Below are 22,261 nucleotides of genomic sequence, written 5' to 3' on the forward strand. Positions count from 1 at the left end.
CAAAAGTGATTATAAATTCTCTTCGGCGAATTCAGCCAAGCGGCTGCGTACTACGCCATTGAGGTGGATGTTGGCGCTGCCTTCAAAGTTTTTGAAGCGCTCAACCATGTAGGTAAGGCCTGAGGTGACAGGGGTTAAATAGTGGGAGTCAATCTGCGCTAAGTTACCAGAGCAGACGATCTTGGTGCCTTCACCACAGCGGGTGATGATGGTTTTGATCTGCGATGCGGTGAGGTTTTGACACTCATCGAGCAGCACGAAAGCGTTTTGGATTGAACGACCGCGCATAAAGTTGATCGATTTAAACTGAATGTTGGCTTTATCGCAGATGTATTTGAGCGAGCCATCGGTACAGTGATCATTTTTGTGCAGCGCTTCTAAGGTATCGGTGACGGAAGCAAGCCACGGCATCATTTTTTCCTCTTCGGTGCCGGGCAGGAAGCCAATCGATTCGCCGATATCAGGGGTGTTACGAGTGACGATGATTTTATCGAACATTTTGCGCTCGACGGTTTGCTCCAGCGCTGCCGCCATCGCCAGTAAGGTTTTACCACTGCCGGCAGCACCGGTCAGGATCACCAGATCGATATCCGGATCGAGCAGTGCGTCCAGCGCCATCCCTTGATAAATATTTTTTGGGGTGATGCCCCACGCTTTGCGATGCATCATGCGTTCACGGCTCAGATCGCGCAGCGTCAATTTATCGCCATCGATAGTTTCGACCCGCGCGGCAAAGTCGGTGTCTTCATCAATGACATATTGGTTGAGGAAGGTAGGATCGAACGGTGCGCGATCCAGCTTATGGAAAGTTTTGCCACTGAGCGTGTAGCTCGCGACATCTTCTATGCTGTCCCAAAAACTGCCGGGACGAGTTTGGAAGCCCTTGGTCAGATATTGAATATCATCAATCAGTTGGTCGGTGCGGTAGTCTTCCACATACAACACGCCAGCACCTTTGGCGCGCAAACGCATGTTGATGTCTTTGGTCACCAGCACCACGGCGCGTGGTGTACGTTGAGCTTGCAGGTAAAGCACGGCATTGAGGATCCGGTTATCGCCCTCTTTGTCGGTAAAGGCTTTGACGGTTTCATCCAGTTCATAATCGGCGAGGATCGAGATGGTTCCTGTTGCGCCCTCTTGCTTAGAAAGCGGGATCCCTTCGGTGATTTCTTCGGGAGTGGCATCGTGGAATAAGTGTTCCAAAGCCCGAATCGCTACGCGTGCATCGCGCGCCACATCGCGTTTGCTGTCTTTGATTCGGTCAAGTTCTTCAAGAACGGTCATTGGGATGACCACGTCGTGCTCTTTAAAAGAGTAAATCGCGAGAGGTTCGTGGAGTAGGATATTGGTATCCAGTACAAACAGTTTCCGATCGGTATCGCCCATAAGCGGCTCCTTGCTACATGTAGCATGCTTTATCGTGGATGTTCACAAGCGGCCTGTAGGATCGTACGTTCAGGTGAGCGTTACGATCATTGTCGACTTGCTGCAAACCCGTGTTGATACTCTCTGTTTGAACTTGCAGGCTTTGTGCCAATCTTTTTTTGACACAAACACCGCGCCTTCAATCTGAGTATAGCAATCATCTTGTTAACAAATGCCACTCATTTTTGACAATTTGATGTCACCCAAAAGCTCTAGAAAAAAAAGCGCGTAACGGCGGGGAATGGGCGTGACCTGTATCACGCCATCAAGTAAGATTAGCGGCCTTTTTCTGCACTCAAAGCGGTCAGCATCCATAATAAAAAGCTGGCTGAAGTGAAGTGTAAAAATTCTCTGCAACGCTATTTGATGAGGTAGTCCATTCATGTCATTTGCTTTAGGGCAACGCTGGATAAGCGATACGGAAAGTGATCTCGGGTTAGGTACTGTGGTGGCGCTTGATGCGCGTACAGTGACCTTGATGTTTGCAGCATCGGAAGAAAATCGTGTGTATGCACGTTCAGATGCGCCGGTCACCCGTGTGATCTTTAATGTCGGCGATGTGGTGGATAGTCAGCAAGGCTGGTCGTTACAAGTTGAACAAGTGGTCGAAGACCAAGGCGTCTACACCTATCTAGGCACGCGAGTGGATACCGAAGAAAGCGGTGTTGCGCTGCGGGAAATTTTCCTCAGTAACCAAATTCGTTTTAATAAACCGCAGGATAAGTTGTTTGCCGGTCAAATCGATCGCATGGACAACTTCGTGCTGCGTTATCGCGCGCTCACTAACCAATATCAGCAGCACAAAAGCCCAATGCGTGGCTTGTGTGGTATGCGCGCTGGGCTGATCCCGCATCAGCTGTACATCGCCCATGAAGTAAGTCGTCGTCATGCGCCACGCGTATTGTTAGCCGATGAAGTCGGTTTGGGTAAAACCATCGAAGCGGGCATGATCATCCATCAGCAAGTGCTGACTGGGCGTGCCGAGCGCATCCTGATTGTGGTTCCTGAAACGCTGCAACACCAATGGTTGGTGGAGATGATGCGCCGTTTCAACCTGCACTTTTCGATTTTTGATGAAGAGCGCTGTGTGGAAGCCTTTAGCGAGGCCGATAACCCATTTGAAACTCAGCAATATGTGCTGTGTTCACTCGATTTCTTGCGTAAAAGCCGCCAGCGTTTTGAACAAGCCTTGGAAGCGGAATGGGATTTGTTGGTAGTCGATGAAGCGCATCATCTTGAGTGGCACCCAGAAAAGCCAAGCCGAGAATATCAAGTGATTGAAGCTCTGGCCGAACAGACTCCGGGCGTATTGCTATTGACCGCAACGCCTGAGCAGTTAGGCCGTGAAAGCCACTTTGCCCGTCTGCGCCTGTTGGATGCGGATCGTTTCTACGATTACCAAGCCTTTGTTAAAGAAGAAGAGCAGTACGCACCGGTTGCCGATGCCGTTACTGCGCTGTTCAGCGGTGAGAAGCTTAGTGATGAAGCGAAAAACAAAATCACTGAGCTTCTGTCTGAGCAAGATGTGGAGCCGCTGTTTAAAGCGTTGGAAAGCCACGCCAGCGAGGACGAAATTGCTTTGGCGCGCCAAGAGCTGATCGACAATCTGATGGATCGCCACGGTACTGGTCGCGTGTTGTTCCGTAACACGCGTGCGGCTATTAAAGGCTTCCCTGTGCGTAATGTGCATTTGCTGCCATTGGAAATTCCTTCTCAATACACCACTTCAATGCGGGTTGCGGGCATGCTCGGCGGTAAACTGACGCCAGAAGCGCGCGCGATGAAAATGCTCTACCCAGAAGAGATTTTCCAAGAGTTTGAAGGCGAGGAGTCAAGCTGGTGGCAATTTGACTCACGCGTCAACTGGCTGCTCGAAAAAGTCAAAGCCAAACGCAGCGAGAAGATCCTCGTCATCGCGTCACGTGCCAGCACCGCCTTGCAGCTAGAGCAGGCACTGCGCGAGCGTGAAGGTATCCGCGCAACGGTATTCCATGAAGGCATGTCGATCATTGAGCGCGACAAAGCCGCCGCTTACTTTGCCCAAGAAGAGGGCGGCGCGCAGGTACTGATCTGTAGTGAAATTGGCTCGGAAGGTCGCAACTTCCAGTTTGCCAACCAATTGGTGATGTTCGATCTGCCGTTCAACCCAGACTTGCTGGAGCAGCGTATCGGACGTTTGGATCGTATCGGTCAAAAACGTGATATCGACGTGTACGTGCCGTACCTGACCGAAACGTCACAAGCGATTTTGGCGCGTTGGTTTCAAGAGGGTTTGAATGCCTTTGCGGAAACCTGCCCAACGGGTCGTGCGGTGTATGATGCCTTCGCTGAGCGTTTAATCCCCATTCTGGCCACCGGTGGCGGTGAAGAGCTGGAAGTGATCATCGAAGAGTCAGCCAAGCTCAACAAAACACTGAAATCACAGCTGGAAGTGGGGCGTGATCGCTTGCTGGAAATGCATTCTAACGGTGGCGAAAAAGCGCAGCAGATTGCCGAACAGATCGCAAAAACCGATGGCGATACCAATTTAGTGACGTTTGCGTTGAGCCTGTTTGATGCGATTGGTTTGCATCAAGAAGATCGTGGCGAGAATGCGTTGGTGGTCACTCCTGCTGAACACATGATGGTACCAAGCTATCCGGGTCTCCCTTATGAAGGCGCCACCATTACCTTTGATCGTGACACCGCACTGTCGCGTGAAGATATGCACTTCATCAGTTGGGAACACCCTATGGTGCAAGGTGGCATTGATTTACTGATGAGTGAAGGGGTGGGCACTTGCGCGGTGTCGCTGTTGAAAAACAAAGCACTGCCAGTGGGGACCATCTTGCTGGAACTGGTGTATGTGGTGGATGCCCAAGCGCCGAAACGCAGTGGCATCAGCCGCTTCTTGCCAGTCTCGCCAATCCGAATTCTGATGGATGCGCGCGGTAATGATCTCTCTTCGCAAGTGGAGTTTGAAAGCTTTAACCGTCAGCTCAGCCCAGTGAATCGTCATTTGGCCAGCAAGCTGGTGAGCTCAGTACAACATGACGTGCATCGTTTGATTACGGCAAGCGAAGCCGCGGTTGAACCGCGAGTGAGCGCGATTCGTGAACAAGCGCAGCGTGATATGCAGCAGAGCCTTAACAGCGAGTTGGAGCGTTTGCTGGCACTCAAAGCGGTTAACCCGAACATTCGTGATGAAGAGATCGAAGTGCTGGAGCAGCAAATCAAAGAGCTGACTGGCTATATTGCGCAGGCGCAGTATCAGCTGGATTCACTGCGTTTGATTGTGGTGGCACACAACTGATGACGTAGGCCCTCGAACCGAGGGCCTTGTTTTATTCCCCGTTGGCGACATTTTGCGTATATAATGCGCCGTTTTTTGTGATACGAGACGATAGCGATGGCAATGACCGAGTACAATCCACCCAAGGAACCGTGGATTGATGTGATTTATGAGGATGAACACATCATCGCAGCCAACAAGCCTTCTGGTTTGTTATCTGTTCCTGGGCGACCTGTTGAGCACTACGACAGTATGTGGGCTCGTTTGGTGGATTACTGCCCTGATGTGAAGGTCGTCCACCGTTTGGATATGTCGACTTCTGGGCTGATCCTGTTTGCGAAAGGCAAACATATGGAATCGGCGTTGAAGAAGCAGTTTCAGTATCGTCTCACTCATAAAATCTACTATGCCCGCGTATGGGGTGTGATGGAGCAAGACGAAGGCGAAGTGAATTTGCCTCTGTGTTGTGATTGGCCAAACCGCCCGAAACAGAAAGTCTGTTTTGAAGAGGGACGTGATTCTCTGACCCGCTATCAAGTCGTCAAGCGTGAAGAGAAAACCACAGTGGTACGCCTTATCCCGATCACTGGACGCTCTCATCAGCTGCGTGTGCACATGCAATCGCTCGGTCATCCGATTGTCGGTGATGATCTTTACGCGCCACAAGAAGCCGTTGAATTTGCCGATCGTCTGCAACTGCACGCCGCGGAGCTCTGTTTCTATCATCCTCGCAGTCATTGGCTGCGCACTTTGTTTGTCCCTTGTGACTTCTATCCCGAAGCCGAGGAGCAGATTTTGCAGCATTTCGATCCTGAGCGAAAATTACCGGACTATAAAAAGCTATCCCAAGACTAATATTATTGTGGGTAGCGGATAATCAGACCCGGAGTCAGCATGTCACTACCCACTACTTCTTTGCCTACGGTCGTTTTTCTCGACCGCGCGACCATTCCGCGCCATATCCCCTTACCTGCTCTGCCTTTTGAACACCATTGGCTTGAGTATGATGCATGTGAGCCTCAGCAAGTGGTTGAGCGCCTCTTAGCGGCCGATATCGTTATCACTAATAAAGTGGTACTCACCCGTGAAATGCTGGTTCAGTTGCCTAAGCTCAAGTTGATCGCCATTTCTGCCACGGGCACCAACAACGTCGATTTACCGGCGTGTCGAGATCTCAATATCGCGGTGTGTAATGTGCAAGGTTATGCCACGCGCTCCGTACCAGAGCATGTTGTCGCCATGATGTTTGCTCTAAGGCGTAATCTTATCGGTTATCACAATGATATTGCGGCCGGAGAGTGGCAGCGCCATAAGCAGTTCTGTTTTTTCACGCATCCGATTGGCGATATTGCGGGTTCAACCATGGGCATTATCGGCAGTGGTGCATTAGGCCAAGCGACGGCGAATTTGGCTCGCGCATTAGGTATGCATGTGCTGTTGGCTGAACGTAAAGGTCAGGTGGAATGCCGCGATGGGTACACACCATTTGAACAAGTGCTGGCGCAGTCGGACGTGCTATCACTGCACTGTCCGCTAACGGATGAAACGCGAAACATTATCTCAGAAGCGGAATTGGCGCAGATGAAGCCCAATGCTCTGCTGATCAATACTGGGCGCGGCGGTTTAGTGGATGAACAGGCGCTGGTGGATGCGCTGAAAAGACGTCAAATTGCTGGGGCTGGGGTGGATGTGTTTAGTGCTGAGCCTGCGGATATGGATAACCCACTGATTGCCAACCGTGATTTGCCCAACCTCCTGCTGACACCGCATGTGGCGTGGGGCAGTGATTCCTCGATACAACAACTCGCGACTATCTTGATTGACAACATCAGTGCATTTATGCGTGGTGAAGCGAAAAATCGAGTGGTCTAGCGGCAATATCATCGCTAAAACAAAAAGGCAGCGAAATTAAATCGCTGCCTTTTTTTATCGACTTTTTCTATGAAAAGCTTGGCTTACAGCGCCGTGATAGTCGCTTTCTGCTGCTCAAGTTTCACCAGTGCTTCTTGGTAACCCGCGAGCTTTTCACGCTCTTTGGTAATTACCGCTTCTGGTGCTTTCGCCACAAAACCTTCGTTACCCAGCTTGCCTTCGATGCGCGCAATTTCACCTTGCGTCTTAGCAATCTCTTTGGCCAGACGATCCAGCTCAGCGTCTTTATCAATCAGACCTGCCATTGGGATCATCAGCTCGGATTTGCCAACCAGTGCGGTTGCACACGCCGGTGTCGCTTCGCCATCCGCCAATACACGAATGCTTTCGAGCTTGGCCAGTGAAACCAGCACTGGCTTGTTCGCTTCGATACGCGCGGCATCTTGCTCATTCGCCGCTTTCAGCATGACTTCCAGAGGCTTACCTGGGTTGATGTCGTACTCTGCACGCAGGTTACGGATGCTAGTGATAAAGGCTTTCACCCACTCAATATCATCCAAGGCTTCTTGGTTGAAGTTTGCCGCATCGTACTGAGGCAGTGCTTGCAGCATGATGGTGTCGCCTTCCACGCCATCCACCAGTGGCTTAACACTTTGCCAGATGGTTTCGGTGATGTAAGGGATCACTGGGTGCGCCAAACGCAGCGTTTTCTCTAGTACGGTGATCAGCGTGCGACGTGTTGCGCGTTGCTGAGCTTCGGTGCCTTTCCACAGAACGGGCTTAGTCAGCTCTAAGTACCAGTCACAGAATTGGTTCCAGATGAATTCGTACAGCGTGTTGGCTGCCATATCCAGACGGAAGTTATCAATGTGACCATTGAACTCTTTCGCAGCCAGCTCGAACTGTGATTCGATCCACTTGTCGGCCAGTGAGTATTCAAGCTCAGCACCGGCTGCAAAACCGCAATCTTGCTCTTCGGTGTTCATCAGCACGTAACGGCTTGCGTTCCACAGCTTGTTACAGAAGTTGCGGTAACCTTCTAGACGCTTCATATCCCAGTTGATGTCACGACCGGTTGACGCCATGGCCGCTAGAGTGAAACGTAGTGAGTCAGTACCGTAGGCTTCGATGCCGTTTTCAAACGTCTTACGCGTGTTTTTCTCAATCTTCGCCGCCAGTTGTGGCTGCATCATGTTACCAGTACGTTTCGCAACCAGAGACTCAAGATCAATACCATCAATCATATCGATTGGATCAAGCACGTTACCTTTCGATTTCGACATTTTATCGCCGTTTTCGTCACGGATCAGACCCGTTACATACACGGTTTTGAACGGAACTTGTGCTTTGCCATCTTCATCTTTACAGAAGTGCATGGTCATCATGATCATGCGCGCCACCCAGAAGAAGATGATGTCAAAGCCTGTAACCAGAACATCGGTTGGGTGGAAGACTTTTAGCTCAGGCGTTTTTTCAGGCCAGCCAAGTGTTCCGAAGGTCCACAGTGCAGAAGAGAACCAAGTATCCAACACGTCATCATCTTGACGAAGTGCAACATCCGCCGCGATGTTGTTTTCTGCACGCACTTCGGCTTCGTTACGGCCTACAAACACATTGCCTTGCTCGTCATACCAAGCCGGAATGCGATGCCCCCACCACAGTTGGCGAGAGATACACCAGTCTTGAATGTCACGCATCCAAGAGAAGTACATGTTCTCGTACTGTTTTGGTACAAATTGAATATCGCCATTTTCTACCGCTTCAACCGCTGGTTTCGCCAGAATACCTGCGCGAACGTACCATTGGTCAGTCAGCATTGGTTCAATCACCACGCCACCACGGTCGCCGTAAGGAACCGTTAAGTCGTGATCTTTGATTTCTTGCAGTAGACCCAGTTGTTCAAATTCCGCCACGATCGCTTTACGTGCAGCAAAACGCTCCATGCCTTGGTATTTAGCAGGGATCTCTGTGCCGTAAGCATTGCTTGCTTCGCCGTTTGAGTTGAAGACTTCGGCTGCATCACGGATGTTGGCATCAAAGGTCAGAATGTTGATCATCGGTAGCTGATGACGCTTGCCGACTTCATAGTCGTTGAAGTCGTGCGCAGGGGTGATTTTCACACAGCCCGTGCCTTTCTCCATATCGGCGTGCTCATCGCCCACGATAGGGATGCGACGACCGACGATCGGCAGAATGATCTCTTTACCAATCAGATCTTTATAACGAGGATCTTCTGGGTTAACCGCAACACCCGTATCGCCGAGCATAGTTTCTGGACGGGTGGTGGCAACCACGATGTAATCTTTACCATCTGCCGTTTTCACGCCATCGGCTAGCGGGTAGCGGAAGTGCCACATGTGACCTTTGGTCTCTTTATTTTCCACTTCCAGATCGGAGATCGCAGTGTGCAGTTTTGGATCCCAGTTAACTAGGCGCTTACCGCGGTAGATCAAATCATCTTTGTAGAGACGCACGAACACTTCTTGCACGGCTTTGTAGAAGCCATCATCCATTGTAAAGCGTTCACGATCCCAATCGACAGAGGCGCCAAGACGACGTAGCTGCTTAGTGATGGTACCGCCAGATTCTGCTTTCCATTCCCAAATCTTGTCGATGAACGCATCACGGCCGTAATCGTGTTTAGTTTTACCTTCTTCTGCAGCGATTTTACGCTCAACCACCATTTGAGTAGCGATACCTGCGTGGTCAGTACCCACTTGCCACAGGGTATTTTTACCCTTCATACGCTGACAACGGATCAGAGTATCCATAATGGTGTCTTGGAAGGCGTGACCCATGTGCAGGCTGCCTGTGACGTTCGGTGGCGGGATCATGATGCTGTATGCGTCTTTTGATGTGTCACCGTGAGGCTTAAAGTAGCCTTGCTCTTCCCAAGTCTTATACAGATCTTGTTCGATTGATGTTGGGTTGTATGTCTTTTCCATAGTGCTCTTTAATGGATGCTGTGATGGTTAATTCAGTCTATCGCTATAAGTGAGTTCTCTTGGATAAGAGAGCTTAACTATAAGGATGGACGGTTATGGATACTGAATCTCAACAGTTTGCAGCTGATAACCCGCTTGTCGATAGAGTTTATACCGCTCGCGCGCCAGCTGCTTGGCATTTTCTGCGCAGGGCACGAAGTCTACCACCTCGGTAAAGGTACGCGCAAAGGTTGTCTGATTATCCGCCAAATTTATTGCCAGTTGACGATTCCAAGAGGGGGAAACGCCCACATAACCTATCTCAATCGCGGTGCCAGATTTGGGGCCTTCACCGACCAGATTGTGCGCTAAAAACTGTTCGGGCTCGACTTGCCAAAATCGCTCAGCTAGCTGCTCGGCGTGTGGTTTATCTTGGCATTGCAGATAAATGCGTGCGCCTTGCGCGGCAAAGTGACGCGTCAAATACAGCACATACTGCGCGAAGCCTTCTGGCGTTGCTTGAGCAGAATCTGGGGAAATCAGGTAAAAAGTTGCGGTAGGCATCTTGGTCTCTTGCAAACAATCACCACGCCTGTGGCTGTAGTTGAGGTCTAGTAATGAAAAAGGGCCCGAAGGCCCTTTTGCGATTACTCTTCAGCGTCTAGGCCACCGCTGCGATTAAGCAGGAATTGGACCAGTAGCGAGACAGGACGACCGGTTGATCCTTTCGCGGCCCCCGATTTCCACGCAGTACCCGCGATGTCTAAGTGTGCCCAGTTGTATTTCTTAGCAAATTTAGACAGGAAACAAGCTGCAGTAATGGCGCCACCTGGGCGGCCACCAATGTTGGCCATATCAGCAAACGGGCTCTTGAGCTGCTCATGGTATTCATCAGCCAGTGGCAGACGCCATGCGCGATCGCTCGACTGCTCAGAAGCATTCACCAACTCATGTGCCAGCGGGTTGTGATTCGACATCACCGCACTGATGTGATGGCCTAAAGCAATCACACACGCACCGGTTAGCGTGGCTACATCGACCACACATTCAGGCTCAAAGCGCTCAACGTAAGTCAGTACGTCACACAGTACTAAACGACCTTCGGCATCGGTGTTTAACACTTCCACGGTTTGACCTGACATCGTCGTCAGAATATCACCCGGACGGTAAGCATTGCTGCCTGGCATGTTTTCACAGCCAGCCAAAACACCAATCACATTGAGTGGTAGCCCGAGTTTGGCAATCGCTTTCATGGTGCCGAAAACAGATGCGGCGCCACACATGTCGTACTTCATCTCATCCATACCTTCACCCGGTTTGAGTGAGATACCGCCTGAGTCAAAAGTCAGACCTTTACCCACTAGTACGATTGGTTTGGCTTCAGGATCTGGATTGCCTTTGTATTCGATGACCGACATCATGGATTCATTGCGTGAGCCACGACCGACCGCAAGATAAGAGGCCATGCCGAGCTTTTCCATCTCTTCTTCACCAATGATTTTGGTGGTGATGCTCTCGTAATCGTCAGCCAGACGACGAGCTTGAGAGGCGAGGTAAGCGGGGTTAGCAATATTGGGCGGCATATTGCCCAAATCTTTACAAGCTTTTACACCGGATGAAATAGCTAGACCATGGGCAATCGCGCGTTCGCCAAGATTCAGTTCACGGCGAGTGGGAACGTTAAATACCAATTTACGCAGTGGGCGGCGAATTTCCGGTTTCACGCTCTTGAATTGATCAAAGATGTACAGACCATCTTTGGTGGCTTCTACCGCCTGACGCACTTTCCAATAGGTATCGCGACCTTTGACATGCAGTTCGGTCAAGAAGCAGACCGCTTCCATAGAGCCCGTTTCATTTAGGGTGTTAATGGTTTTCTGAATGATCTCTTTGTACTGACGTTCACCCAGTTCGCGTTCTTTACCGCAACCGACGAGCAGTACTCGCTCAGACAACACACCAGGTACTTGATGCAGCAGTAGCATCTGCCCCGGTTTACCCTCTAGATCACCGCGACGTAGCAGTGAACTAATATAGCCGTCGCTGATTTTATCAAGCTGTTCTGCGACTGGAGAAAGGCGACGTGGTTCAAACACCCCAACAACGATACATGCGCTGCGCTGTTTCTCAGGGCTGCCACTCTTAACACTGAACTCCATGCGTACTCCTACATCCTGAAGACAAATAGAACTAAATGGTAGATAATGCGCTCTTACTTGCTGGATCCCATGAAGGATCGACCTTTTGCATGCGCAACCTAACCGTTAGCGAAATTATTCAAAAAATAAAAGGTTCATCGGGAAATTATAGTGATTCAATCAAAAAAACAAGTTTTGCATAGGTAATTTCAGCGTGATTATTGTTAGATATTTGATCAGAGAAACAATAAAAAGCCAGTTTGCGATCTTTTTCGTGCTGTTTTTAGTGTTTCTCAGCCAAAAATTTATCCGTGTTTTGGCAGAGGCCTCTGACGGTGAAATTCCTACCAGCATGATCTTATCCATCGTTGGATTGAATATGCCGGCGATGGGCTTATTAATGCTGCCACTTAGCCTGTACATCGGTATTCTGCTTACTTTCGGCCGTTTGTATGCGGAGAGTGAGATAACCGTCATGAATGCGACTGGGATCGGTAACAAGTTTTTGATCCGCGCCGCCTTATATTTAGCTTTGATTACAGCTTCAGTGGCGGCTTTTAACGCGCTTTGGCTTGCACCTTGGAGCCAAGATAAAGAAGCTCATTTAATGGAGCAGTTTGCGGCAGAAAACAGTGTCGATCTGCTGCAAAAGGGCCACTTCCAACGCTCGCCTGATGGCTCCTCGGTGGTGTTCATCGACAATATTGAAAATCGTAAGCTATATAACGTTTTTGTAGCACAGTTAGCACCGCGAGATTCGATTTTGCCAAGCGTGATGTTTTCTCACTCTGGCGATGTGAAAGAGCTGAGTGATGGCCGTCAGATCATTACTCTCTACGACGGTACTCGCTATGAAGGCGTACCTACCCGAGTCGACTACATGATCACTAACTTCGACTCTTACGACGGTTTGATCGGCCAACGTGAAGTGAAATCTGCTGAACGTGATTGGGAAGCTCTGCCAACCTTAAGCTTGCTCAATGATGCCGATCGCCGAGCACAAGCCGAATTACAATGGCGAATCTCTCTCGTAGTGTGTATTCCACTGTTGACTATGTTGGTGGTCCCTCTTTCCGCGGTAAACCCTCGTCAAGGACGTTTTGCCAAAATGGGACCCGCTATTTTGATCTATTTGACTTATTTCCTTGCGCTCAGTGCGACCAAATCAGCGATTGAAGACGGTTCACTGCCAGTTATCATTGGCTTGTGGCCAATTAATGCCGCACTGCTGTTGGCTGCGCTGATGGTCAATACCTTGGATAGCATTCCTGTGCGCCGTTTTAAAGATCGATGGAAACAGAGAAAGGTAGCTTAAGTCGTGTTTAAAATTCTTGATTGGTATATCGGCCGCACTATTGTTGCTACGACAGCCTTGGTACTGGTTACCTTTGTTGGCCTCTCTGGCATCATCAAATATGTTGAGCAGCTCCGTAAAGTGGGTGAGGGAAGTTACGATTTATTGCAAGCCTTGCTGTTTGTGGTGCTGAGTATTCCTCGTGATGTGGAAATGTTTTTCCCGATGGCTGCTCTGCTAGGGGCTTTGATCGGTTTGGGTGCTTTGGCTTCCAGCTCTGAATTGGTGGTGATGCAGGCTGCTGGGTTTTCTAAGCTTGATATCGGCCTTTCAGTCCTTAAAACCGCCATTCCACTGATGATTATTGTTACCTTGCTCGGAGAGTGGGGCGCACCACAAGCGCAAAAACTGGCACGTGATATGCGCGCATTTGCCACCTCGGGTGGTGCGATTATGTCGGTACGTACTGGGGTTTGGGCACGGGATGCGAATGATTTTATCTTTATCGCTAAAGTTGAAAACGAACAGTTGTATGGATTGAATCTGTGGCGCTTTGACGAGAATAAAAAGCTGAGTACGGTGATTTTTTCTGAGCAGGTCGATTACGTTGGCAACAATGAATGGCTGATGAAAGATGCAGTATTGACCCGTTTGGTGAATGACATCGAGATCAGCAAAGAATCGTTGCCTGAGTACCGTTGGCGAACCTCCCTTGCTCCAGACAAACTTGCCGTAGTGACGGTTAAGCCGGAAGAGCTATCTCTCACTGGCTTAAGTGATTACGTGCATTACTTAAAAGCATCAGAGCAAGACCCATCGCGTTATGAGCTGGCTTTGTGGCGCAAAGTGACTCAGCCGATCTCAATTGCGGTGATGATGTTGATGGCGCTGTCGTTCATTTTTGGCCCATTGCGTAGCGTCACCATGGGGGCGCGGATTTTATCTGGCGTCATTGCTGGATTTACTTTCTACATCTCAAGTGAGTTCTTTGGTCCACTCAGTTTGGTGTATGGATTACCGCCATTATTTGGTGCGCTAGCGCCAAGCTTAGTTTTCTTGGCCATCGCTTTAGGTTTATTAGGCAGAAAGCTATAACCCCCAATGTCCCCCAAAAATCTCATTTTGGTCAGAATGATAATCTCAAAATCAAAAGAGGAAGGTGAATACCTTCCTCTTTCTATATTGCTTATCGAAGCGAGTTAATTGGCTTTCGGTAATACAACGACCTTTGTTTTAGCCCAGATATCGTGAAAGCCACGTTTTTTCGTATCAAACAACACAGTCAAGTTGGCGAGCCCAAATCCCGATGTGGCTAGACGGATCAGCGCTTGTGTGGCTGAGATGTGGTGACCTTCCTCGGTGCAAATGTGCATTTTCCATGCGCGCATACCTAGCGTTTGTCCGCCGCGAGTCCAGAAGTAAACAAAGAAATAGATCCAAACCAAGGCAAGATAAACGGTATACACTGGACTCCAAATCGGATGAGAAGAGAGAAGATCGCTCGCATCTTGATACGGTGCGTAGCTCATGAGCCCCGCAGCCACCAAAGCTTCAAGCACTGCGACGACTACGCCGCCAGCCATCATTAGAATCGCCATTACGATCAGTGCGTCGTAAGTCCATGCCCCTAAACGCCGAAAAAAACCAGCCGGAGGAAGTGTCGCGTAGTTCATCATTATCATTCTTGGTTACTTGAAAGAGGCCAAGCATAGCCAGTGCAAAATCCGAAAGAAAGAGAGCTAACGCACAGCTTAAGGCTTTGTGGTGAAATAATCGGCAAACGATTTTATTTTCAATCTTTTGCTATTGCGTGCTTCGACTTCTTACGTATAATGCGTTCCATCAAAGGGCAACAGCCTAGATGCCGATGTGGTGAAATTGGTAGACACGACGGATTCAAAATCCGTTTCCTTCGGGAGTGACGGTTCAAGTCCGTCCATCGGTACCATAATTTAAAGAATCCGACTCAATGAGTCGGCTTTTTGCTATCTGTCATATTCAGATCCGCTTTCGTGATCTAACAACCTTCATAGCAATAACTTCTTCTATCATATTCGGGTTATTCACTCAGATGTAATCAAGATTGTGGCAAGCATTAAAATCACGGTAGATAGATTGCAACCCGGGCTCTACATTCGGTTGCCTGTCAAATGGAATGAACATCCCTTCCTATTCAATAGCTTTAAGATCAAATCACAAGAGCAGATCCAACTGATCAAGCATCTTGGTATTCAGCACGCTTTTCTCAATCCGGGATTAAGCGATAGCCAGCCTTTACCGCCAAGCGTTGAAGAGGCAACTCCAGAAGAGGCTCTACCTCCGGTTGATAGTGAAGCGGAAAAGCTATGGCAGGAAAAGCAAACGCGGATAGAGAAGCTCAACGAATATCGACGTCGAGTACAAACTTGTGAGAAAGAGTTTGAACGTTCTCTTGCTCGTATGCGTGCGGTAGTGAATAAAATTCGTAACCGCCCTTTAGATGCTGTCGGGAAAGCCATCATATTGGTCGATGATATCGTCGATAAATTGATGAGTGATGATAATGTCACCTTGCATTTAATGAACAGCAAAAGTGAATTTGAAGATATCTATTTTCACTCTTTAAATGTGTCAGTGATTGCCATGATGATAGGTAAAGCTAGAGGCTTGCCTGCAGAAAGAATCAAAGAGTTGGCTTTTGCGGCGCTATTTCATGACATAGGCAAAGTGAGAGTGCCAACGGCGATCGTTCGTAAAAAGACCCCATTAACGGAACCGGAAGAAAACTACTTACGGCTGCATACCAAATACGGCATAGAGTTGGCCGATAATATAGAAACGTTTCCTGAAAGTGCTAAACGCGTCATCGAACAACATCACGAACTGCGAGATGGTTCGGGCTATCCACTCGGCCTAAAAGGGGATGATATTGATGAGCTTGCGCAGATTGTGGCGGTAGCGAACGCGTTCGACAATCTTTGCCACCCCAATATTCCTTCGGAACAAAAGATCCCGTACGTTGCTTTGTCTCATCTATTTAAGAATTGTAAGCATTTTTATAACGCGGAGAATTTAGGCATCTTAGTTAAGTTCATGGGGGTGTTCCCACCAGGAACTGTCGTACAGCTCTCTAATGATATGGTGGGGTTAGTCATTTCAGTGAATGCAAGTAGCCTCTTGTATCCGAATGTACTGATTTATGATCCCTCAGTCCCGCGTTCTCATGCGCCGATAATTGATCTTGCAGACCGAGATCTGAAAATCGTCAATGCCATTTTACCGAACAAATTACCTGATAAGGTTCGTGATTATCTTAACCCGCGTTCACGGATCTCATACTTCTTTGACAGCGAAGAGTAAAAGAGATCCTTCTAGAGCATTTTGAGATTGAATGGCGCTTAAATCGCGTCATTTTTATGAGAGAAAGAGTGATAAATAAACGTCTTGTCGGTTTTGTGTTCGAACGAGCGTATTTTAAGAAAAATTTATGATTAGGGGCTTGCATAAAAAAAGTAGCTCCCTATAATGCGCCCTCACTGACACGGCATACGCCGCAAGGCCTCAGGGCTAGTCAGTTAGGCGAAAATGCTTTGATAAAGAAATTGAAAAAAGAGTTTGACTCTGACAATTATCTCGCTAGAATGCACAGCCTCTTCGGTAAGAAAACCGAAGCAAAACGCTCTTTAACAATATAAACCAATCAATCTGTGTGGGCACTCGTTGATGATAATCAAAAAAGATTTATCAATGAACTGAGTGACCATTTGAATGAGCAATCATTCAGCACAGTCGATTCAACATTACTTCGCTTTTTATTAAGCAAAGAATGTAATCAGTATTCATTGAGCCGAAGCGAAAGCTTCACAAAACTTTTAATTGAAGAGTTTGATCATGGCTCAGATTGAACGCTGGCGGCAGGCCTAACACATGCAAGTCGAGCGGCAGCACAGAGGAACTTGTTCCTTGGGTGGCGAGCGGCGGACGGGTGAGTAATGCCTGGGAAATTGCCCGGTAGAGGGGGATAACCATTGGAAACGATGGCTAATACCGCATAACCTCGTAAGAGCAAAGCAGGGGACCTTCGGGCCTTGCGCTACCGGATATGCCCAGGTGGGATTAGCTAGTTGGTGAGGTAAGGGCTCACCAAGGCGACGATCCCTAGCTGGTCTGAGAGGATGATCAGCCACACTGGAACTGAGACACGGTCCAGACTCCTACGGGAGGCAGCAGTGGGGAATATTGCACAATGGGCGCAAGCCTGATGCAGCCATGCCGCGTGTATGAAGAAGGCCTTCGGGTTGTAAAGTACTTTCAGTAGGGAGGAAGGTGGTTAAGTTAATACCTTAATCATTTGACGTTACCTACAGAAGAAGCACCGGCTAACTCCGTGCCAGCAGCCGCGGTAATACGGAGGGTGCAAGCGTTAATCGGAATTACTGGGCGTAAAGCGCATGCAGGTGGTTTGTTAAGTCAGATGTGAAAGCCCTGGGCTCAACCTAGGAGTTGCATTTGAAACTGACAAGCTAGAGTACTGTAGAGGGGGGTAGAATTTCAGGTGTAGCGGTGAAATGCGTAGAGATCTGAAGGAATACCGGTGGCGAAGGCGGCCCCCTGGACAGATACTGACACTCAGATGCGAAAGCGTGGGGAGCAAACAGGATTAGATACCCTGGTAGTCCACGCCGTAAACGATGTCTACTTGGAGGTTGTGACCTAGAGTCGTGGCTTTCGGAGCTAACGCGTTAAGTAGACCGCCTGGGGAGTACGGTCGCAAGATTAAAACTCAAATGAATTGACGGGGGCCCGCACAAGCGGTGGAGCATGTGGTTTAATTCGATGCAACGCGAAGAACCTTACCTACTCTTGACATCCAGAGAATCCTGCGGAGACGCGGGAGTGCCTTCGGGAGCTCTGAGACAGGTGCTGCATGGCTGTCGTCAGCTCGTGTTGTGAAATGTTGGGTTAAGTCCCGCAACGAGCGCAACCCTTATCCTTGTTTGCCAGCACGTAATGGTGGGAACTCCAGGGAGACTGCCGGTGATAAACCGGAGGAAGGTGGGGACGACGTCAAGTCATCATGGCCCTTACGAGTAGGGCTACACACGTGCTACAATGGCGTATACAGAGGGCAGCGATACCGCGAGGTGGAGCGAATCTCACAAAGTACGTCGTAGTCCGGATTGGAGTCTGCAACTCGACTCCATGAAGTCGGAATCGCTAGTAATCGCAAATCAGAATGTTGCGGTGAATACGTTCCCGGGCCTTGTACACACCGCCCGTCACACCATGGGAGTGGGCTGCAAAAGAAGCAGGTAGTTTAACCTTCGGGAGGACGCTTGCCACTTTGTGGTTCATGACTGGGGTGAAGTCGTAACAAGGTAGCGCTAGGGGAACCTGGCGCTGGATCACCTCCTTACACGATGATTATCGTGATGAGTGTCCACACAGATTGATTCGGTTTAGATTTGAGCATTAAGTGGGTCTGTAGCTCAGGTGGTTAGAGCGTACGCCTGATAAGCGTAAGGTCGGTGGTTCGAGTCCACTCAGACCCACCACTAACGATGGGGTTATAGCTCAGCTGGGAGAGCGCCTGCCTTGCACGCAGGAGGTCTGCGGTTCGATCCCGCATAACTCCACCATCTTTAAGCGTTTTCGCTGAGAATGTTTAAAAATGGTTCATCTTTTCTTTAAATAGAAAGGGAATCTTGCTCTTTAACAATTTGGAAAGCTGACAAAACAACAATTTATTGTTGTTTGTAAAGTTCTCAATGTTTATCGAAAGATAAACACCAACAACACATTCAAGTGTGCTTGGTATCGAATAAGACTTCGGTCTTGTTCAAATTTGAGTCCGGCAAAATCTGTCTCGCACTCATGTAAATTAAACGCGAGACAACTTAGGTTGTTTAAACAACAATCCGAAACTCCTTCGGGTTGTATGGTTAAGTGACTAAGCGTACACGGTGGATGCCTAGGCAGTCAGAGGCGATGAAGGACGTACTAACTTGCGATAAGCGCAGATAAGGCAGTAAGAGCCGTTTGAGTCTGCGATTTCCGAATGGGGAAACCCAACTGCATAAGCAGTTACTGTTAACTGAATACATAGGTTAACAGAGCAAACCGGGGGAACTGAAACATCTAAGTACCCCGAGGAGAAGAAATCAACCGAGATTCCGGTAGTAGCGGCGAGCGAACCTGGATTAGCCCTTAAGCACTCGGTGAAGTAGGTGAACAAGCTGGAAAGCTTGGCGATACAGGGTGATAGCCCCGTAACCGACGCTTCATCGAGCGTGAAATCGAGTAGGGCGGGACACGTGATATCCTGTCTGAATATGGGGGGACCATCCTCCAAGGCTAAATACTCCTGACTGACCGATAGTGAACCAGTACCGTGAGGGAAAGGCGAAAAGAACCCCTGTGAGGGGAGTGAAATAGAACCTGAAACCGTGTACGTACAAGCAGTAGGAGCACCTTCGTGGTGTGACTGCGTACCTTTTGTATAATGGGTCAGCGACTTATATTCAGTGGCAAGGTTAACCGTATAGGGGAGCCGTAGCGAAAGCGAGTCTTAACTGGGCGCTCAGTCTCTGGATATAGACCCGAAACCGGGTGATCTAGCCATGGGCAGGTTGAAGGTTGAGTAACATCAACTGGAGGACCGAACCGACTAATGTTGAAAAATTAGCGGATGACTTGTGGCTAGGGGTGAAAGGCCAATCAAACTCGGAGATAGCTGGTTCTCCCCGAAAGCTATTTAGGTAGCGCCTCGGACGAATACTACTGGGGGTAGAGCACTGTTAAGGCTAGGGGGTCATCCCGACTTACCAACCCTTTGCAAACTCCGAATACCAGTAAGTACTATCCGGGAGACACACGGCGGGTGCTAACGTCCGTCGTGGAGAGGGAAACAACCCAGACCGCCAGCTAAGGTCCCAAAGTATTGCTAAGTGGGAAACGATGTGGGAAGGCTCAGACAGCTAGGATGTTGGCTTAGAAGCAGCCATCATTTAAAGAAAGCGTAATAGCTCACTAGTCGAGTCGGCCTGCGCGGAAGATGTAACGGGGCTAAGCAATACACCGAAGCTGCGGCAATATCTTTTAGATATTGGGTAGGGGAGCGTTCTGTAAGCCGTTGAAGGTGGTCTGTAAGGGCTGCTGGAGGTATCAGAAGTGCGAATGCTGACATGAGTAACGACAAAGGGGGTGAAAAACCTCCTCGCCGGAAGACCAAGGGTTCCTGTCCAACGTTAATCGGGGCAGGGTGAGTCGACCCCTAAGGTGAGGCCGAAAGGCGTAATCGATGGGAAACGGGTTAATATTCCCGTACTTCTGACTATTGCGATGGGGGGACGGAGAAGGCTAGGTGGGCCAGGCGACGGTTGTCCTGGTTCAAGTGCGTAGGCTTAAGAGTTAGGTAAATCCGGCTCTTTCTAAGGCTGAGACACGACGTCGAGCTGCTACGGCAGTGAAGTCATTGATGCCATGCTTCCAGGAAAAGCCTCTAAGCTTCAGATAGTCAGGAATCGTACCCCAAACCGACACAGGTGGTCGGGTAGAGAATACCAAGGCGCTTGAGAGAACTCGGGTGAAGGAACTAGGCAAAATGGTACCGTAACTTCGGGAGAAGGTACGCTCTTGATGGTGAAGTCCCTTGCGGATGGAGCTGACGAGAGTCGCAGATACCAGGTGGCTGCAACTGTTTATTAAAAACACAGCACTGTGCAAAATCGCAAGATGACGTATACGGTGTGACGCCTGCCCGGTGCCGGAAGGTTAATTGATGGGGTTAGCGCAAGCGAAGCTCTTGATCGAAGCCCCGGTAAACGGCGGCCGTAACTATAACGGTCCTAAGGTAGCGAAATTCCTTGTCGGGTAAGTTCCGACCTGCACGAATGGCGTAATGATGGCCACGCTGTCTCCACCCGAGACTCAGTGAAATTGAAATCGCTGTGAAGATGCAGTGTACCCGCGGCTAGACGGAAAGACCCCGTGAACCTTTACTACAGCTTGGCACTGAACATTGAACCTACATGTGTAGGATAGGTGGGAGGCTATGAAGACGTGACGCTAGTTGCGTTGGAGCCGTCCTTGAAATACCACCCTTGTATGTTTGATGTTCTAACTTAGCCCCATTATCTGGGGTGAGGACAGTGCCTGGTGGGTAGTTTGACTGGGGCGGTCTCCTCCCAAAGAGTAACGGAGGAGCACGAAGGTGGGCTAATCACGGTTGGACATCGTGAGGTTAGTGCAATGGCATAAGCCCGCTTAACTGCGAGAATGACGGTTCGAGCAGGTGCGAAAGCAGGTCATAGTGATCCGGTGGTTCTGTATGGAAGGGCCATCGCTCAACGGATAAAAGGTACTCCGGGGATAACAGGCTGATACCGCCCAAGAGTTCATATCGACGGCGGTGTTTGGCACCTCGATGTCGGCTCATCACATCCTGGGGCTGAAGTCGGTCCCAAGGGTATGGCTGTTCGCCATTTAAAGTGGTACGCGAGCTGGGTTTAGAACGTCGTGAGACAGTTCGGTCCCTATCTGCCGTGGGCGTTGGAAGATTGAAGGGGGCTGCTCCTAGTACGAGAGGACCGGAGTGGACGAACCTCTGGTGTTCGGGTTGTGTCGCCAGACGCATTGCCCGGTAGCTAAGTTCGGAATTGATAAGCGCTGAAAGCATCTAAGCGCGAAGCGAGCCCTGAGATGAGTCTTCCCTGACAGTTTAACTGTCCTAAAGGGTTGTTCGAGACTAGAACGTTGATAGGCAGGGTGTGTAAGCGTTGTGAGGCGTTGAGCTAACCTGTACTAATTGCCCGTGAGGCTTAACCATACAACACCCAAGGGGTTTTGTAGTGGACTCAAAGCTAAGCGCATAAGAATGTGTGTGAGAGAATGAAGACAGCTTTCCAGAATTGTTGGTTATCACTTTTTAAGAAAAAGTGAAATCAAAAAAGAATTTTGCTTGGCGACCATAGCGTTTTGGACCCACCTGACTCCATCCCGAACTCAGAAGTGAAACGAAACAGCGTCGATGGTAGTGTGGGGTCTCCCCATGTGAGAGTAGAACATCGCCAGGCTTTAATTTACAAAACACGTTACTTATAACGTGTTTTAAATTTTTGTGTGCTGATATGGCTCAGTCGGTAGAGCGCATCCTTGGTAAGGATGAGGTCCCCAGTTCGATTCTGGGTATCAGCACCATCTATTTCGATGCTTAGCTCAAAGCTGAGATCACAAAATTTGTTTGGCGACCATAGCACTTTGGACCCACCTGATTCCATCCCGAACTCAGAAGTGAAACGAAGTAGCGCCGATGGTAGTGTGGGGTTTCCCCATGTGAGAGTAGGACATCGCCAGGCTT

Annotated in this window: 11 protein-coding genes, 4 tRNA genes and 4 rRNA genes; 14 read left to right on the top strand and 5 right to left on the bottom strand. The window is 49.3% G+C overall.

What is annotated here, in order from left to right; translation table 11 throughout:
- Positions 1–9: 9 nt before the first annotated feature.
- Positions 10–1,386, bottom strand: a complete 1,377-nt coding sequence (locus R4537_RS07430; protein WP_071178705.1) for a PhoH family protein — start codon at positions 1,384–1,386, stop codon at positions 10–12.
- A gap of 421 nt (positions 1,387–1,807) precedes the next feature.
- On the opposite strand from R4537_RS07430, the gene rapA reads away from it, so the two are divergent.
- The 3 genes from rapA to R4537_RS07445 all read left to right on the top strand — a co-directional run bounded on the left by rapA (position 1,808) and on the right by R4537_RS07445 (position 6,568).
- Positions 1,808–4,717 (top strand): RNA polymerase-associated protein RapA, encoded by a 2,910-nt coding sequence (gene rapA / locus R4537_RS07435; RefSeq protein ID WP_071178704.1) that lies wholly within the window; start codon positions 1,808–1,810, stop codon positions 4,715–4,717.
- 96 nt (positions 4,718–4,813) lie between these two features.
- Positions 4,814–5,551: a pseudouridine synthase gene (locus R4537_RS07440; RefSeq protein ID WP_001251800.1), complete on the top strand. Its 738-nt coding sequence runs from the start codon at positions 4,814–4,816 to the stop codon at positions 5,549–5,551.
- Between the two features lie 39 nt (positions 5,552–5,590).
- Positions 5,591–6,568, top strand: a complete 978-nt coding sequence (locus R4537_RS07445) for a D-2-hydroxyacid dehydrogenase (RefSeq protein WP_071178703.1) — start codon at positions 5,591–5,593, stop codon at positions 6,566–6,568.
- A gap of 83 nt (positions 6,569–6,651) precedes the next feature.
- Here the strand turns inward: R4537_RS07445 and R4537_RS07450 are convergent, their stop codons facing one another.
- The 3 genes from R4537_RS07450 to pepA all read right to left on the bottom strand — a co-directional run bounded on the left by R4537_RS07450 (position 6,652) and on the right by pepA (position 11,651).
- Positions 6,652–9,513, bottom strand: a complete 2,862-nt coding sequence (locus tag R4537_RS07450) for a valine--tRNA ligase (protein WP_071178702.1) — start codon at positions 9,511–9,513, stop codon at positions 6,652–6,654.
- Between the two features lie 93 nt (positions 9,514–9,606).
- On the bottom strand, positions 9,607–10,056 hold the full coding sequence (locus R4537_RS07455; RefSeq protein ID WP_071178701.1) for a DNA polymerase III subunit chi: 450 nt from the start codon (positions 10,054–10,056) through the stop codon (positions 9,607–9,609).
- A gap of 83 nt (positions 10,057–10,139) precedes the next feature.
- Positions 10,140–11,651 carry a leucyl aminopeptidase gene (gene pepA / locus R4537_RS07460; protein WP_000397168.1) on the bottom strand — a complete coding sequence of 504 codons (1,512 nt, stop codon included), beginning with the start codon at positions 11,649–11,651 and terminating at the stop codon, positions 10,140–10,142.
- A 193-nt stretch (positions 11,652–11,844) separates the two neighbouring features.
- On the opposite strand from pepA, the gene lptF reads away from it, so the two are divergent.
- Together lptF and lptG are read left to right on the top strand one after the other, a co-directional pair.
- Positions 11,845–12,945, top strand: a complete 1,101-nt coding sequence (gene lptF / locus R4537_RS07465) for an LPS export ABC transporter permease LptF (protein ID WP_071178700.1) — start codon at positions 11,845–11,847, stop codon at positions 12,943–12,945.
- A 3-nt stretch (positions 12,946–12,948) separates the two neighbouring features.
- Positions 12,949–14,019, top strand: coding sequence for an LPS export ABC transporter permease LptG (gene lptG, locus R4537_RS07470; RefSeq protein WP_071178699.1), 1,071 nt, complete (start codon positions 12,949–12,951; stop codon positions 14,017–14,019).
- Between the two features lie 104 nt (positions 14,020–14,123).
- Here the strand turns inward: lptG and R4537_RS07475 are convergent, their stop codons facing one another.
- Complete coding sequence (locus tag R4537_RS07475; protein WP_001104967.1) at positions 14,124–14,597, bottom strand: RDD family protein; 474 nt, start codon at positions 14,595–14,597, stop codon at positions 14,124–14,126.
- A gap of 190 nt (positions 14,598–14,787) precedes the next feature.
- On the opposite strand from R4537_RS07475, the gene R4537_RS07480 reads away from it, so the two are divergent.
- The 9 genes from R4537_RS07480 (at position 14,788) to rrf (R4537_RS07520) (ending at position 22,259) form a co-directional block, all read left to right on the top strand.
- Positions 14,788–14,872: transfer RNA gene (locus tag R4537_RS07480), tRNA-Leu, on the top strand.
- A 137-nt stretch (positions 14,873–15,009) separates the two neighbouring features.
- Positions 15,010–16,263 (top strand): cyclic di-GMP phosphodiesterase, encoded by a 1,254-nt coding sequence (locus tag R4537_RS07485; RefSeq protein ID WP_071178698.1) that lies wholly within the window; start codon positions 15,010–15,012, stop codon positions 16,261–16,263.
- Positions 16,264–16,776: 513 nt separating this feature from the next.
- Positions 16,777–18,319 (top strand): 16S ribosomal RNA (locus R4537_RS07490).
- Positions 18,320–18,381: 62 nt separating this feature from the next.
- A tRNA-Ile gene (locus tag R4537_RS07495) sits at positions 18,382–18,458 on the top strand.
- A gap of 8 nt (positions 18,459–18,466) precedes the next feature.
- A tRNA-Ala gene (locus tag R4537_RS07500) sits at positions 18,467–18,542 on the top strand.
- Positions 18,543–18,843: 301 nt separating this feature from the next.
- A 23S ribosomal RNA gene (locus R4537_RS07505) occupies positions 18,844–21,730 on the top strand.
- 131 nt (positions 21,731–21,861) lie between these two features.
- Positions 21,862–21,977: ribosomal RNA gene (gene rrf / locus R4537_RS07510) — 5S ribosomal RNA — on the top strand.
- Positions 21,978–22,025: 48 nt separating this feature from the next.
- A tRNA-Thr gene (locus R4537_RS07515) sits at positions 22,026–22,101 on the top strand.
- Between the two features lie 42 nt (positions 22,102–22,143).
- Positions 22,144–22,259: ribosomal RNA gene (rrf, locus tag R4537_RS07520) — 5S ribosomal RNA — on the top strand.
- The 16S, 23S and 5S rRNA genes sit together here with 3 tRNA genes alongside, the layout of an rRNA operon.
- Positions 22,260–22,261: the final 2 nt, after the last annotated feature.

Source organism: Vibrio paracholerae (genome assembly GCF_037672085.1).
Classification (GTDB): Bacteria; Pseudomonadota; Gammaproteobacteria; order Enterobacterales; family Vibrionaceae; genus Vibrio; species Vibrio cholerae.